The organism is Duganella levis (assembly GCF_009857605.1).
In the GTDB taxonomy this organism is placed as follows: Bacteria; Pseudomonadota; Gammaproteobacteria; order Burkholderiales; family Burkholderiaceae_D; genus Rugamonas; species Rugamonas levis.
On the sequence record NZ_WWCT01000014.1, the window covers coordinates 155,826 to 170,461 of the forward strand.

Consider the following 14,636-nt stretch of genomic DNA (forward strand, 5'->3'; position numbering starts at 1 on the left):
CTCACATGATCGAATTCCGGAACGTCTCTAAACAATACTCCACCGATGTCATGGCGTTGCGCGACATCTCCTTCACGGTGGAAAAAGGCGAACTGGTCTTCCTGGCCGGCCCTTCCGGCGCCGGCAAATCCACCCTGATGAAAATGATCGCCGCCATGGAGCGGCCGACTTCCGGCCAGGTCATCGTCAACGGCCAGGACATCAGCCGCATCAAGCCGGTGGCCGTACCCTTCCTGCGCCGCAACCTGGGTTTAATCTTTCAACAACAGCGGCTGCTGACCGACCGCACCGTGCTGGCGAATGTCATGCTGCCGCTGCTGGTGACCGGCGCTTCCCACACGCAGGCCGAACAACGCGCCCGCGCCGCCCTCGATAAAGTCGGCCTCGGCGACCGTGCCAACGCCCAGCCGCTGGCCCTGTCCGGCGGCGAGCAGCAACGCGTGTCGATCGCGCGCGCCATCGTCAACCGGCCGCAGGTCATCCTGGCCGACGAACCGACCGCCAACCTCGACCGCGCCAGCGCCAACAAGGTGCTGGATGCGCTGAAAGCCTTCAACTCGGTCGGCGTCACCTGTTTGATCTCCAGCCACGATGAGCAGATGCTGGACGCCGCCGCGCGCGTCATCCATCTCAACCGCGGCCAGGTGGGAGAAGCAGCATGACCTATTGGTTCCGCCAACACCGCTACGCGCTGTCCGCCGCGCTGGTACACCTGCGCCGCTCGCCGGGCAGCTTCCTGTTCAATATATTGGTCGTGGCGATCGCGCTGGCCCTGCCCTTCACCGGCGTTACGCTGCTGGACAATGTGCGGCCGATGTCGGAAACGCTGTCGGTCGATCCGGAAATCAGCGTCTTCCTGAAACAGGACACACCGCGCGACCAGGCCGAAGCGCTGGCCGTGCAGCTGCGCCAGACCGTCAAGGATAAGCAGGCCAAGATCGTCTTCACGCCGCGCGAAAAAGCGCTGGATAGCCTGAAAGACAAGAACGGCCTGGCCGATGTGCTGGCCACGCTGGGCGACAACCCGCTGCCGGACAGCTATGTGCTGAAGCTGGACGCCTTCCGCAACGCCCAGGCCGGCGGCGACGTCGACCAGCTGGCCGAGCAGATCCGCGCGCTGCCGGGCGTCGATACCGTGCAGGTCGATTCAGCCTGGGTCAAGCGCCTGGCCGCACTGATCAACATTCTGCGCCTGGCCTTGTTGCTGCTGGCGGCTACCCTCGGCACGGTGGTGGTGGCGGTGATCTTCAACACCATTCGCCTGCAGGTGCTGACCCAGCGCGAGGAAATCCTGGTATCCAAGCTGATCGGCGCCACCGACAGCTTCATCCACCGCCCCTTCTATTACACCGGCGCACTGCTGGGCCTGGGCGCCGGCGCACTGGCGCTGGGCGCGGTGACGGCGGCGCTGCGGCCGCTAAACACCGCGATTGCTGAATTTGCAAGGTTGTACGCGTCCGAGTTCCAGCTGGCACCGCTGCCGCCAGCCGCCATGGCCGCCCTGCTGGCGCTGTCCGCCACGCTCGGCCTGATCGCCGCCCGCCTCTCGGTCAAGCGCCACACCGCCCGCCTTAACTGACATCCCCAACCGTTCCGTGCGTCCGCGCACGGAACGCGCCATCCCCCAGGCTTAGGATGTTTTTCATCATTAAGCCCGCCCTAAGATCCATCGCGCATTCTAAACACATCGGGACTACCGATAGTGTTCTACTATCAGGCCCATTTATTTTGGGTGATTGGCACTCATCGATAGAGAGTGCTAATATATGTCCATCAGAGTACATAAGTGCTCTCAAGCAGTATTCAAGCGAAGGAAACGAAAATGACTATGATGTCCGTGGTACCTGCCAAAAACAGTGCTCTGGGACTCGGGTTTAGTGGCAACCTGGGTAACCTGGATGCTTACATTTCGGCTGTCAATCGCCTGCCGATGCTGACGCACGACGAAGAGATTTCGCTGGCTAAACGCCTGAAAGACCAAGCCGACCTCGGCGCCGCCGAACGCCTGGTGATGTCCCACCTGCGTCTGGTGGTATCGATCGCCCGCGGCTACCTGGGTTATGGCCTGCCGCACGGCGACCTGATCCAGGAAGGCAATATCGGCCTGATGAAGGCGGTCAAACGTTTTGACCCGGATCAGGGTGTGCGTCTGGTGTCGTACGCCATGCACTGGATCAAGGCCGAGATGCATGAATACATCCTGAAGAACTGGCGTCTGGTCAAAGTAGCGACCACCAAGGCCCAGCGCAAGCTGTTCTTCAACTTGCGCAGCCACAAGACCGGCCTGGACGCGATGACGCCTGCCCAGATCGATCAACTTGCCAAGACGCTGGACGTCAAGCGCGAGGAAGTGATCGAAATGGAAACGCGCCTGAGCGGCCGTGACATCGCGCTGGAATCGCCGACCGATGATGAAGATGACAAGTTCGCGCCGATCGCCTACCTGTCGTCGGAAGCCTCCGAGCCGACCCGCGTGCTGGAAGCCGAACAGGTGACCCGTCTGCAATCGGAAGGACTGGAAGAAGCGCTGGGCAAGCTGGATGCCCGTTCGCGCCGCATCATCGAGTCCCGCTGGCTGGCGAACGACGACGGTTCCGGCGCCACGCTGCACACTTTGGCTGCCGAGTTCGGTGTTTCGGCCGAACGCATCCGCCAGATCGAAGCGGCTGCGCTGAAAAAAATGAAAGGTGCGCTGGCCGCTTACGTCTAAGCCCGCACAGTAGCCTCCCCAGCTGCCGCCGGCGTTCGCGCCGCGCGGCACTTTTTTTGGCGCCTCCTTGAGCTAGCGCTGACCTCGTGCCGTTCGTGCGCCACGCTCATGGTCTTTTTGCTAAGCTTGCCTCCAACTGAAGCAAGAGGTCCACAATGAAATCAACCATATTCAGGCAGCTGATCGTGCTGCCGTTGCTGGCGGCCGTCATGGCCACCTTGTACGCCTGCGGCGCCGCCAACAGCCGCGCGGTTGCCGCACCGGCGCATTTCACCACCGTCTACGTGCTGCGCCAGGGCGCCAGCGCGGCCATCACCGGCGCCGTAACAGCCAATCCCAACGTCAGCATCGCCGCCAGTGCACCGGTGGTGCGGCTGGAACGCGTCAACGACAGCCGCTGCCATCCCGGCGCGGTATGCGTCTGGGCCGGCTACATCAGCTTCAGCTTTGCGCTGTTGCAGCCGGATGGCAGCGCCAGCAACTTCGTCCTGTCCGACAATATGCCCAACGGCACCGCCAGCGTCACGCGCAGCGGCCTGACCTTCACGCTGGCCGGGTTCGAACCGCAACAGGCGCCGGCAAAAGATGAGACGCCGCCGGATTATCAGGTAAGCTTAAAGGTGAGCAACATTAACCCTCCTTAAAGCTTGCCCACATGACCCTCTCATCCAGCGCCCGCCCCCTCCGCACCGTTCTCGTTTCCTCCATCATTGTTTCCCTGGCCTTGCCGGCCGCCGCCAAGACCCCGGTGGCCACCGGCACCGGCGGCGCTGTCGCCACCATCAGCGAGCAGGCGTCGCAAGCCGCCATCGCCATCCTCAACCAGGGCGGCAATGCCATCGACGCCACGGTGGCGGCGGCCGCCACGCTGGGCGTGACCGATCCGTTCAGCTGCGGCATCGGCGGCGGCGGCTTCATGGTGATTTATCTGGCCAAGGACAAGCGCTTGATCACCATCGACCACCGCGAAACGGCACCGGCCAGCTTCACGCCGACCGTGTTCCAGAAAGATGGCAAGGAGCTGGACTTTGAAACAGTAGTGGCCAGCGGCATGTCGGTCGGCGTGCCGGGCACGGTGCGCGGCTGGCATGAAGCGCTGGACCGCTATGGTTCGATGTCGTTCAAGCAGGTGCTGGCGCCGGCCATCGATGTCGCCAGCAAGGGCTTCAAGGTCAGCGACAACTTCTCGCATCTGATCGAGGGTAACGAAGCCAAGTTCGCCATGTTCCCCGCCACCGCCGCGCTGTATCTGAAAAACGGCAAGGCCCTGCCGGCCGGCAGCACGCTGCGCAATCCGGATCTGGCCAAGGCCTATCGCGAACTGGCCGCCGGCGGCGTCAAGGCCTTCTACAGCGGCAAGATCGCACGCGCGGTGGTCGACGCGGTCAACGCCCCTGCCACCGCGCCGGGCAAGCAAGTCAGCGCCGGCAAGATGACGCTGGCCGACCTGTCCAACTACGAAGCGCGCCTGCGCCAGCCGGTGCACAGCACCTATCGCGGCTACGATTTGTACGGCATGCCGCTGCCGAGCAGCGGCGGCGTGGCGATCGCCGAGGCGCTGAATATCCTCGAAGGCTACGACCTCAAAGCCATGCCGCGCGCCAAGGCCGAGCACCTTTATCTGGAAGCCAGCCGCCTGGCCTTCGCCGACCGCAACGCCTATCTCGCCGATCCCGAATTCATCGACGCGCCGGTGGCCGGCCTGCTGAGCAAGGACTACGCCGCGCGCCGCCGTGAGCTGATCAACCCCGAGCAAGCCAGCGTGCAGGCGCCGGCCGGCGATCCGTATCCATTCCAGAACGACGTCAGCGTGCCGCTGCGGCCCAACGCCAACAAGCTGATTGCGGAAGGCGCACACACCACCCACCTGACCGTGTCGGACAAGGAAGGCAATATCGTCTCCTACACCTACACCATTGAATCGTGGGGCGGCAGCGGCATCGTGGTGCCGGGCTACGGCTTCCTGCTGAATAACGAGATGACCGACTTCGATTTCTCTGGTCCGGCGCCGAATGTGCCGGAAGCCGGCAAGCGCCCGCGCAGCAGCATGTCGCCGACCATCGCCTTCAAGAACGGCAAGCCGGCGTTCTCGGTCGGCAGTCCGGGCGGCGCCACCATCATCACCACTGTGCTGCAAACCATCTTCAATTACGTCGACCTGGGCATGAGCATGCCTGACGCAGTCAACGCGCCGCGCCTGTCAGAACGCAATGGCATGGCGACCGATGTGGAGCCGGGCTTCACCGGCAGCGCGCAGGCGCAGGTGCTGGAGAAAACCGGTCAGCACTGGAGCAAGACGCCGGAAGAGATCGGCGCCGCCAACGCGCTGGTGTTCAATCCCGACGGCACGGTAACGGCGGTCAGCGAAGGCCATCGCCACGGCGTCGGCAGCGCGCTGGTGCAGAAGACAGCCCACTAGGCCTGCAACACCATCCACGCCTGCAAGGCGTCGACCGCCAGCTCGCACGCCAACAGGTGGCGCGGGCAGTCACCGGTACAGAATAACGGCGACGGCGGATCGAGGCGGCTAACCGAGCGCACCAGCGTCGGCAAGTCCGCCAGTCCGCTGCGGCCCTCTTCCGGTTCACTCATCAACGCCCGCATGCAATGGCCGGTCAGCCCGGCGGCGTACTCGCGCACCTCGTCCGACAGCTGGAACGGCAGATCGTAAAGTTGCATGGAAACCCCGCGGCTAAGCCATGATTAAGAATTTGCTCACAATATTAATCCCGGCCACCTGGCAAGAACATCACTCACTTGGGAGAAGACATGAAAAAATGGATGCGCGCCAATAAGGGCTTTTTACTGTTCCTGATGTTGTTCGGGATCTTCCGCACTGCGGTCGCCGACTGGAACCCGATTCCGTCGTCCTCGATGCACCCCAACCTGCTCGAAGGCGACGTGGTGTTCGTCAACCGCCTGGCCTACAACGTCAAGGTGCCGCTGACCGACATCGTCATCCACCCGACCGGCGAACCGCAACGTGGCGACATCGTCACCTTCTCGTCGCCAGTCAACGGCACGCGGCTGATCAAGCGCGTGATTGCGCTGCCGGGCGACCGCGTCGAAATGCGCAACGATGAGCTGATCATCAACGGCCACGCCGCTGCCTACACAGCGCTCGGCCATGGCGTGGAAAACATCCAGGGCATGGGCGACCTGGCCGCCGTGCAGGTCAGCGAATCCGTCGGCCAGAGCCGCCATGCGATCCAGTTCCTGCCGCAGATAAAGGCGCGCCGCGATTTCGCCGCGCTGGTGGTGCCGCCCGGCGAGTACATGATGCTGGGCGATAACCGTGACAACAGTGCGGACTCGCGCTACATCGGCCTGGTACCGCGCGCGCTGCTGATCGGCCGCGCCGAACGCGTGCTGGCCTCGGCAGACATCACCGGCAACTGGATGCCGCGCACCGAACGCTTTGGCATGAGCCTCTATCCGAAGCAATCAGCAAAGCAGTAAGCCCGCGCCGGCAGTGTTATGATGATGTAGTAAATTCATAACATTGCCGGTGTCTTCATGATCGAGTTTCAAGGCCTGTCCAAAGTCTACGGCAGCTTCAACGCCGTCAAACCCCTGACGCTGACCGTGCAGCGCGGCGAAGTGTTCGGCTTCCTCGGCCCCAACGGCGCCGGCAAGACCACCACCATCCGCATGATGATGGGCATCCTGGTGCCAAGCAGCGGCCGGGTGCTGATCGATGGTCTCGATTGCCACGCCGAGCCGGCGGAAGTAAAACGCCGCGTCGGCTACCTGCCCGATACGCCGGTCTTCTACGACTATCTGCGCGGCCGCGAGATCCTGCAATTCGTCGCCGAGATGCACGGCTACCCGCGCGCCGAAGCGGCCGAACGCAGCGCACGCCTGCTGGCGGAATTCGGCCTGACCGAAGCCGGAGAAGACTACGCCGTCAACTACTCGCTGGGCATGAAGAAGCGTCTCGGCCTGGCCTGTGCGCTGATCCACGATCCGGCGGTGCTGATCCTCGATGAACCGATCAACGGCCTCGATCCGCGCGCCTCGCGCGATGTGCAGGAACGCCTGCTGGCGGCAGCCGCGCGCGGCGTCACCATCTTCGTCTCCACCCACCTGCTGGACATGGCCGAAAAGCTGTGCGACCGCGTCGGCATCATCCATCGCGGTGAGCTGGTGGCCACCGGCACGCTGGACCAGATCCGCGCCGAGTCCTCCGCCAGCGGCTCGCTGGAAGACGTGTTCCTGAAGATCACCGACGAAGCCGCAGAAGAGACGCCGCAATGACCGCGCTACACACCATCTGGCTGATGACGCGCATGCGCCTGACGCGCCAGCGCAACATGGTGTTCAACAACCTGTTCCGCTTCAACAAGAAAAAGCCGCGCGACCTCAGTGGCGGCAAGCGTAGCAGCCTGTGGGTGCTGACCGCGCTGATGGTGCTGTTCATGTCCTTCTCCTTCGTCAGCGTATCCAACAACGTGGTGCTCAACATGCAGTGCCAGCTGGTCCCGGCCAGCGAATGCCACTTCATCGACAGCCATGGTGAACATCACACCGAACTGCACGTCGCCGAGGAGGAACTGGCCACCGCGCCATTCGCGCCGGCGCTGATGAACGGGCTGACAATGGAAGTCACCATCCTGCTGCTGATCGCCGTGCTGATGCCGCTGGGGAGCAAGGAGATGGCGCAGCCGGACTGGGATCTGGAATGGCTAGTGACGATGCCGGTCGAGCGCAGCACGCTGCTGTGGGGCCGCGTGCTGGAACGCAGCGCCAGCAACGTTGCCGGCTGGTTTGCGCTGGTGTCGGCCTACAGCGTCATCGCCTGGCATTCCGGCTACGCCTGGAGCGCGCTGCCCATCGCGCTGCTGGCCGCCGCTGTGCTGCTGCCGCTGGCGTCGATGCTGCACACGCTGGCCGACACCGGCCTGCGCATGTGGCTACCCACCGCACAGTTGCGCAACATGCAGGCGATCACCGGATTATTCAATCTGCCGCTGATCTACTTCGTCATGGCGCTCGGCATGCCGCAGGCGAATGCGTTTGCGATGGACTGGGCGCGCGCGTTTCCGTCGTGGGTAAGCTGGACGCCGCCCGGCCTGGTGCTACAGGCGATACAGGCGCAGGACGCAACACAGCTGGCCGCACGCGTGGCGCTGCTGCTGGCGCAGGTGATGCTGCTGATGTGGGCCGGCATGGCGCTGTTGCGCCACCAGCTGCGCCACGGCGTGGTCAATTCCGGTTCGCGCGAAAGTGTGCGTACCAGCACGCGCACCACGCAAGCCAGCGCCGCCCCGCGCGGCATGGCGGCGCTGCTGTCCACCGTGCTGTCGCCGATCAAGCGCCGCGAGCTGCGCTTGCTGAGCCGCGACCGCAACTTCCTGTTCCAGACCCTGCTGCTGCCGATTATCATCGTCGGCAGCCAGATGATGTTCAACGGTAAACTCAACAGCCTGGCGGAGCTGGGCGATCACCACCTCATCGCCGCCGCCGTCGCCTTCGGCATCGGCGTCTACGTGCTGATGCTGTCGGCGTTCCAGACGCTGAACAACGAAGGCCAGGTCCTGTGGCTGATGTACACCGTCCCGCGCTCGCTGGAAAGCGTGTTGAAGGAAAAGGCGCAGCTCTGGGGCGCGTTGACGATGGTGTATCCGGCCGTCGTCATCGGCATCACCGCGTGGTACACCACGGACTTCGACTGGAGCATGCTGGCGCTGGTGCTGACAGTCTTCATTGGCATTCCGATCTATTCCATGATTGCGGTCTCGCTGGGCGTCTTCGCCTGCGATCCGCTGGCGGTGGATGCGCGCACGCGCGTGCGGCCAACCTACGTCTACCTTTACATGCTGCTGGCCAGCTTCTACACCTGGTCGATCTACAGCAACGCGTGGTCGCAAAAGCTGGTGGTGCTGGTGCTGGTGGCGTCGATGGCGCTGGCGCTGTGGCAGAAAGCGCGCGATGCCCTGCCCTACCTGCTCGACCCGGCCGCCGCGCCACCGGCGCGCGTCTCCGCCGCTGATGGCCTGATCGCCGCCACCGCCTTCTTCATTCTGCAAGGCCTGGCGCTGCTCATCATCGGCAAATCCGACCTGCGCGCCATGACCTTCGCGTTCGGCATTGCCGGCTTGGTGATCTATCTGCTGATGCGCTTCGTCTACTGGCGCAGCAAAGCGGCCGGCGTGCCGGTCATCGTACGCGGCATGAACGTCGGCGTATCGCTGCGCAGCGCCGCCATCGCCGCCGCTGTTGCGTGCGTGGTGGGCGTGCTTTATCTGACGCTGATGCAGCACACGGCGTTGTGGGCGGAACTGATGAAGGACGGGCCTAAGCTGGTGGGCGCGCGCGGCTGGATTCTCGCGCTGGCCGTGGTGGCTGCACCGCTGTGCGAGGAATTCATCTTCCGTGGACTGATCTACGGCGGCCTGCGACGTTCCATGGGAGCGCCGCAAGCGATGCTGATGAGCGCCGCGATCTTCGCGGTGGTGCATCCGCCGCTGTCGATGCTGCCGGTGTTTGTGCTGGGACTCTGCACCGCCTGGACCTATGAACGCAGCAAGACGCTGCTGGCGCCGATGCTGGTGCACGCTGCCTACAACGCCGTGATCCTGTCGCTGCAATTCTGGTTGTAGCTGCACTGGCAGGAATTGACTGTTTTATGTCATTCCGCCGCATGGGAGGGTGAAGATAATGGCCACATGCGATCATTACTCCTCTCCCTCCTGCTGTTCTGCCGCCTCGCCGTCGCCGGCGAGATTCCAACTTATTCGAACCTGCATGCGCGCGCGCAGCCGGTGGTCGCCGTCGTCGGCTACAACGGCGGCACCGAGCTGACCGACTTCGCGATTCCCTACGGCGTGCTGGCGCGTTCGGGCGCCGCGCAGGTCATCGCCGTCGCCACGCAGTCCGGTCCGATGACGATGAAGCCCGCATTGCGCATTCAGCCACAAGACACCATCGCCACCTTCGACGCCCGCTTCCCGGACGGCGCCGACTACGTCATCGTACCGGCCGTCGTCAAACCAAACGACGTCACGCTGGTCGCCTGGGTGGCGGCGCAAGGCGCCAAAGGCGCCACCATCGTCAGCATCTGCGACGGCGCGCTGGTGGTCGCCAGCGCAGGCTTGCTCAAAGGCCGCCGCGCCACCGCGCACTGGGCCACCGGCGACTATCGCCGCGAGCATTATCCCGACACGGAATGGCTCTCCAACGTGCGTTACGTTGCCGATGACCGCGTCATCTCCAGCGCCGGCGTCAGCGCCGCCATGCCGACTGCACTGGCGCTGGTGGAAGCCATCGCCGGCAACGCGCGCGCCAGCGCCGTGGCACGCGACATCGGCGTCACCGACTGGAGCACGGCACACAACAGCGACATCTTCCATCCAAGGCTAGGTGTCAATCTGGGCGCTTACATCACCGGCTACACCAACCAATGGTTCCATTCGGCCGAGCGGATCGGCATCACGGTTGCGCCGGGCGTGGATGAAGTCACGCTGGCTTTCACCGCCGATGCGTGGGCACGCTCCAAGCGCAGTCAGGTCTACACGATTGCCGCCTCCACCAGCGCGCTGCCAACGCAACACGGCCTGACCATCCTGCCCGACTACGCCGCCACCGACGCCGACGCGCCGCCAGCACTGCCGGCAACCGCCACTGTCCTGCCAGGACAGGCGCTGGATCGCACACTGGAAGAACTGGCGCAGCGATACGGCCACCGCACCGCCTTCCTGGTCGCGCTGGAACTGGAGTATCCTTCCTACCGATGAAAGCCCACACCACCCTGCGCGTCGTCCTGCTGGCCTATGACGACATGAACCTGCTGGACCTGAGCGGCCCGCTGCAAGCGCTGTCCACCGCCAGCAAGCGCCATAGCGGCAGCGGCGCGCCGCTGTACGACACCATCGTCGCTTCCGCCAGCGGCGGCTTGATCACCACCAGCGCCGGACTACCGGTGATGACGGTATCCATCGCCGCCTTGGACGGACAGCCCATCGACACGCTGATCGCGCCGGGCGGCTGCAAGGGTCAGGAATTCCACGCGCCATCGGCACTGGTCAACTGGATCGCACAGCAGGCGCCGCGCGTGCGGCGGCTGTGCTCCGTGTGCACCGGCGCCTTTCTGCTGGCCGCCGCCGGACAACTGCAAGGCAAGCGCGCCGCCACGCATTGGGAATGGGTGGACCGCCTGCGCAAGCTGCATCCGCAAGTCGACATCGACGCCGACAAAATCTTCATCAAAGATGGCGCGGTATGGACCTCGGCCGGCGTCAGCGCCGGCATCGACCTGACCCTGGCGCTGATCGAAGAAGACTACGGCCACCAGGTCGCCATCGAAACCGCGCGGCAGATGGTCATGTTCATCAAGCGTTCCGGCGGCCAGTCGCAATTCAGCGTGCCGCTGGCGGCGCAGTCGCAGGAAGGCGGACGCTTCGACACCCTGCACACCTGGGTCGCCGCCAACCTGCATGAGAACCTGACGGTGGAACGGCTGGCCGAACAAGCCGGCATGACGCCGCGCACCTTCGCCCGCAGCTACGCCAGCCAACTGGGACGCACGCCGGCCAAGATGGTAGAAGCGATGCGGCTGGAAGCCGCCTGCCGCGCATTGGAAAAGACCGCGCTGCCGCTGAAAACCATCGCGGCCAACACTGGCTATGTGGAAGAACAGAATTTGCGGCGCGTGTTTCAGCGCCAGCTGGGCGTCAGCCCCGGACAGTACCGCAGCCGGTTTTCCGGCCACGGCGCCGCCACCACTTAGAACTGATACTTCAGCGTCAGCAAGGCATTGCGCGGATCGCCATACACGCCGGTGCCGTAGGAACCCAGTCCCGGCATGTAGGTCTTGTCGAACACATTGTTGATGTTCAGCGACACGCTCAGGTGAGGGTCGATCTCGTAGCGCGCCATCAGGCCAAGCAAGGCATAGCCAGGCTGGTTGGCGCGCCACAGGCGCTCGTCCGAAGTTTGATAATACGTCTCGCTTTGCACCGACAGCGAACCGCCCACCACCAGTCTATGCATGCGGTACGACGTGTTCATCTTGAACAGATGCTTGGGCTGGTTGGTATTGACAGCGCTGAGGATCACATCGGGCTGCGCCGGCACGCGTGAGCGGCGGTAGGTGTAGCCGCCCGCCACATTCCACGACGGCGTGATCTGGCCCGACACTTCCGCCTCAAAACCATCGCTGGTGATGCCGTCCACCGGCTTGTAGATTTCTTCAAACGTATCGGGATTGACATCCACATATTGCGCCGCATTTTTCTGCTTGATCCTGAAGACAGCCATGCTGAGATTGAGGCGCTTGTCCAGCAACTCCGCCTTCACGCCGAGTTCCGCGCTCTTGCCGGTCAGCGGCGCCAGCGGCCGGCCGGCGGCGTCGCGGTAATAGGTTTGCGGATTGAAGATGTCGGTGTAGCTGGCATAGGCCGACCAGTTGGTATTGAGGTCATACACAACGCCGGCATACGGAATGGTCTTGGTGCCGGTGTTCAGGTCATCCGACACGCTGCGCGCTCCGCTGGTGTCCACATCATAATCCAGCAGCTTGTACTGGCTGGCGCGCGTGCCGATGATCAGCGACAGCTCGTCGGTCGGACGCAGACGCGTAGCCACCGACACGCCCTTCTCGATAATCGTCGTGTCGCGGTCTGCACGCTTTGTAAACGCAGGCTGGTCCAGGTAGCCGTCCCACGTGAAGTAATTAGGCACCGGCAGGAAGGTCGAACCGAACAACTCCGCCTGCTTGTGCTGGCGCGAGTACCCTGCCGTCAGCATCAATTCATGCGTGCGCCCCAGCAGGCTGAATGGGCCGGTCAGCGCCAGGTTGACGCTGTCGGTCTTCGCCTCCGAAGGCAGCAGGCCCGCCAGCGCGCGGATGCCGGCGCCGGTTACGCGGTCAACACTGCCGTTGTAGGCCGAGCCATACATCACATCCTTGGACTGATCCAGATGGCTGGCCGTCACATCCAGCTGCCAGGCATTGTCGAACGTATGCTTGAGCGTGGCGAAGCTGTTGGTGCTGTCATTGTTCCAGTACGACCAGCGCGCGCCGGGATTGAGCGAACGACGGAAGTGCGTCTGCGTGCCGTCGCTGTAAAACAGCGGCAAATGGCCGAAGGTGGCGCCGTTGGCGCGGGTCTCCATATGATCGACGCCGGCACTGAGCAGCGTGCGCGGCCCCAGGTCCGCTTCGACGATGGCGTAGGCATTGCGCGTGTCGCGGCTGTAGTAATCGATATACGAATCGGCGTTTTGTGCAGCCACCACCACGCGTCCGCGCACGCTGCCATCGGCGTTCAGCGGCGACGACACATCCGCCGTGCCGTGGTACTTGCTCCACGAACCGATGCTGCCGGCCAGGCTGGCCGCGAATTCCTTGCCCGGCCGCTTGCGCACCAGGTTGATGGTGGCGGACGGGTTGCCGGCGCCGGTCAGCAGGCCGCCGGCGCCCTTGACGATTTCCACCCGGTCGTAGATCGCGCTGGTGTACTGGTTGGAGCTGTCCAGCGTATTCGGCATGCCGTCGAACTGGAAGTTCTCGATCACATAACCGCGCGCGTAAAAGGTGGCGCGCTCGCTGTCGTTGCGGCCCACGGTGACGCCGACGGTTTTCTCCAGGATGTCCGGCACGGTCGTCAGCGCCAGGTCGTCAATTTCCTGGCGCGTGACCACGCTGACCGATTGCGGCGTTTCACGCACCGACAGGCCAAGCCGGGTGGCGGTGGACATCGACGGCATGCTGTACAAGCCGCTGTTTTCCGATGGCCCGTCGGTGGCGCCGGTTGCCGTAATCGTCGGCAGCACCTGTGGCGCGTCCTGTGCGGCGGCCACCAGCACATAGCCGGCATCGGTGGCCGCGATGGCGTAGCCGGTGCCACGCAGCAGGCGCTCGAAGCCTTCGCTCACGCGATAGCTGCCTTTAAGGCCTTGCGTGCGCAGGCCTTGCACCTTGGCCGGTTCGACCACGATCGAAACGCCGGCTTGCAGGGCAAATTGGTTGAGCGCCGTGCCGAGGGCGCCGGCCGGAATGTCGTACTGGCGCGCAGGCGCAGTGGTCTGGGCCAGCGCGGCGACGCCGCTGGCTTGCAGTGCGACGCCGCAGGCAATATGGATAGCCAGCGCCAGTGGCGTCAGGCGGCGGGCAGGATGCGATGGATGCATGATGATGTCCTCTTTTCGTTGGTTTCATTGTGCTTAACGAACCAGATCGAAAAAGTGGAACTACTTTTTTGAATTTTCTTGCGGCGGCGCGTCGACCATCACCCAGTACGGCGTCAATCGCCGCACCCGCAACTGCGGGAAGTTATTCAGCAGCAGTTGCAGCGCGCGGTCGGTATCGTCGAGCGGCAGCACGGCGGAGACGCGTATGCCTTGTAGCTGTGCCGCGTCGAAGGCGATGTGGCCGGTGCGATAGCGGCCCAGCTGCGCCAGTACCTCGGTCAACGGCCGGTCTTCCACCGCCAGCTTGTGCTGCTGCCAGGCGGCGTCGGCGCCGGCTGCGCTGATCGCTTGCAGTGGACCGATGCTGCGTTCGGTGATGCGTACCCGTTCGCCGGCCTGCACCACCACGCCGCGTGGGTCTTGCGCGGCGCGCGCCGCCACTTTCGATTCCAGCATCGACAAGATGGTGGCGCCGTCCTCGCGTTCGACCAGGAAGCGCGTGCCCAGCGCGCGCATCTCGCCCTGCGGCGTTGTGACCACGAACGGCCGGCTGGCATCCTTCGCCACCGTAACGCGGATGCCGCCCTGCACCAGCTCCACCGCGCGCTGCCTCGCATCGAAATGCAGGTTGACGGCGCTGCCGCTATCGAGCGCGATGATGCTGCCGTCGTCCAGCGTGTAGCTGCGCCACGCGCCGGTGGCGGTGCGCAGGTCGGCGCTGAAGTAGCGCGCGCCATGGCCATCCAGCGTCAGCGCCGCGGGGCCGCCCAGTAGCACGGCCAGCACCAGCACC

Annotated in this window: 13 protein-coding genes; 10 read left to right on the forward strand and 3 right to left on the reverse strand. The window is 64.1% G+C overall.

Going from position 1 to position 14,636, the window contains the following annotated elements; all coding sequences use genetic code 11:
• Nucleotides 1-5 precede the first annotated feature (5 nt).
• The 5 genes from ftsE (at nt 6) to ggt (ending at nt 5,129) form a co-directional block, all read left to right on the forward strand.
• The gene (gene ftsE / locus GTP69_RS17800; RefSeq protein WP_110847286.1) at nt 6-662 is read left to right on the forward strand and encodes a cell division ATP-binding protein FtsE; all 657 of its coding nucleotides are present in this window, start codon (nt 6-8) and stop codon (nt 660-662) included.
• Nucleotides 659-1,579: a permease-like cell division protein FtsX gene (gene ftsX / locus GTP69_RS17805; RefSeq protein ID WP_161056115.1), complete on the forward strand. Its 921-nt coding sequence runs from the start codon at nt 659-661 to the stop codon at nt 1,577-1,579. Before ftsE ends, ftsX begins: the two co-directional genes overlap by 4 nt.
• A gap of 243 nt (nt 1,580-1,822) precedes the next feature.
• On the forward strand, nt 1,823-2,710 hold the full coding sequence (gene rpoH / locus GTP69_RS17810; RefSeq protein ID WP_371867993.1) for an RNA polymerase sigma factor RpoH: 888 nt from the start codon (nt 1,823-1,825) through the stop codon (nt 2,708-2,710).
• Nucleotides 2,711-2,865: 155 nt separating this feature from the next.
• Nucleotides 2,866-3,354 carry a hypothetical protein gene (locus GTP69_RS17815; protein ID WP_161056116.1) on the forward strand — a complete coding sequence of 163 codons (489 nt, stop codon included), beginning with the start codon at nt 2,866-2,868 and terminating at the stop codon, nt 3,352-3,354.
• 11 nt (nt 3,355-3,365) lie between these two features.
• On the forward strand, nt 3,366-5,129 hold the full coding sequence (gene ggt, locus GTP69_RS17820) for a gamma-glutamyltransferase (protein WP_161056117.1): 1,764 nt from the start codon (nt 3,366-3,368) through the stop codon (nt 5,127-5,129).
• Here ggt and GTP69_RS17825 read toward each other — a convergent pair.
• Entirely contained in the window at nt 5,126-5,389 is a 264-nt protein-coding gene (locus tag GTP69_RS17825; protein ID WP_161056118.1) for a hypothetical protein, read from the reverse strand. The genes ggt and GTP69_RS17825 overlap by 4 nt on opposite strands.
• 90 nt (nt 5,390-5,479) lie before the next feature.
• Between GTP69_RS17825 and lepB the strand changes: the two genes are divergently transcribed.
• The 5 genes from lepB (at nt 5,480) to GTP69_RS17850 (ending at nt 11,438) form a co-directional block, all read left to right on the forward strand.
• Entirely contained in the window at nt 5,480-6,169 is a 690-nt protein-coding gene (gene lepB, locus GTP69_RS17830; RefSeq protein WP_161056119.1) for a signal peptidase I, read from the forward strand.
• A 57-nt stretch (nt 6,170-6,226) separates the two neighbouring features.
• On the forward strand, nt 6,227-6,967 hold the full coding sequence (locus tag GTP69_RS17835) for an ABC transporter ATP-binding protein (RefSeq protein WP_161056120.1): 741 nt from the start codon (nt 6,227-6,229) through the stop codon (nt 6,965-6,967).
• Nucleotides 6,964-9,312: a CPBP family intramembrane glutamic endopeptidase gene (locus GTP69_RS17840; protein ID WP_161056121.1), complete on the forward strand. Its 2,349-nt coding sequence runs from the start codon at nt 6,964-6,966 to the stop codon at nt 9,310-9,312. Before GTP69_RS17835 ends, GTP69_RS17840 begins: the two co-directional genes overlap by 4 nt.
• Nucleotides 9,313-9,378: 66 nt before the next feature.
• Nucleotides 9,379-10,446 (forward strand): DJ-1/PfpI family protein, encoded by a 1,068-nt coding sequence (locus GTP69_RS17845; protein ID WP_161056122.1) that lies wholly within the window; start codon nt 9,379-9,381, stop codon nt 10,444-10,446.
• Nucleotides 10,443-11,438 carry a GlxA family transcriptional regulator gene (locus tag GTP69_RS17850; protein WP_161056123.1) on the forward strand — a complete coding sequence of 332 codons (996 nt, stop codon included), beginning with the start codon at nt 10,443-10,445 and terminating at the stop codon, nt 11,436-11,438. The genes GTP69_RS17845 and GTP69_RS17850 overlap by 4 nt, the downstream gene beginning before the upstream one ends.
• Here GTP69_RS17850 and GTP69_RS17855 read toward each other — a convergent pair.
• Together GTP69_RS17855 and GTP69_RS17860 are read right to left on the reverse strand one after the other, a co-directional pair.
• Complete coding sequence (locus tag GTP69_RS17855; protein ID WP_161056124.1) at nt 11,435-13,843, reverse strand: TonB-dependent siderophore receptor; 2,409 nt, start codon at nt 13,841-13,843, stop codon at nt 11,435-11,437. The genes GTP69_RS17850 and GTP69_RS17855 overlap by 4 nt on opposite strands.
• Nucleotides 13,844-13,903: 60 nt before the next feature.
• The coding region (locus GTP69_RS17860) for a FecR family protein (RefSeq protein ID WP_161056125.1) at nt 13,904-14,636 on the reverse strand (733 nt) is incomplete at its 5' end.

Coding starts and splice junctions, on each gene's coding strand:
- ggt (WP_161056117.1), top strand. CDS start 3,366: ATGACCCTCTCATCCAGCGCCCGCCCCCTCCGCACCGTTCTCGTTTCC.
- GTP69_RS17845 (WP_161056122.1), top strand. CDS start 9,379: ATGCGATCATTACTCCTCTCCCTCCTGCTGTTCTGCCGCCTCGCCGTC.
- GTP69_RS17855 (WP_161056124.1), bottom strand. CDS start 13,843: ATGCATCCATCGCATCCTGCCCGCCGCCTGACGCCACTGGCGCTGGCT.
- GTP69_RS17825 (WP_161056118.1), bottom strand. CDS start 5,389: ATGCAACTTTACGATCTGCCGTTCCAGCTGTCGGACGAGGTGCGCGAG.
- GTP69_RS17815 (WP_161056116.1), top strand. CDS start 2,866: ATGAAATCAACCATATTCAGGCAGCTGATCGTGCTGCCGTTGCTGGCG.
- lepB (WP_161056119.1), top strand. CDS start 5,480: ATGAAAAAATGGATGCGCGCCAATAAGGGCTTTTTACTGTTCCTGATG.
- ftsX (WP_161056115.1), top strand. CDS start 659: ATGACCTATTGGTTCCGCCAACACCGCTACGCGCTGTCCGCCGCGCTG.
- GTP69_RS17850 (WP_161056123.1), top strand. CDS start 10,443: ATGAAAGCCCACACCACCCTGCGCGTCGTCCTGCTGGCCTATGACGAC.
- rpoH (WP_371867993.1), top strand. CDS start 1,823: ATGACTATGATGTCCGTGGTACCTGCCAAAAACAGTGCTCTGGGACTC.
- GTP69_RS17835 (WP_161056120.1), top strand. CDS start 6,227: ATGATCGAGTTTCAAGGCCTGTCCAAAGTCTACGGCAGCTTCAACGCC.
- GTP69_RS17840 (WP_161056121.1), top strand. CDS start 6,964: ATGACCGCGCTACACACCATCTGGCTGATGACGCGCATGCGCCTGACG.
- ftsE (WP_110847286.1), top strand. CDS start 6: ATGATCGAATTCCGGAACGTCTCTAAACAATACTCCACCGATGTCATG.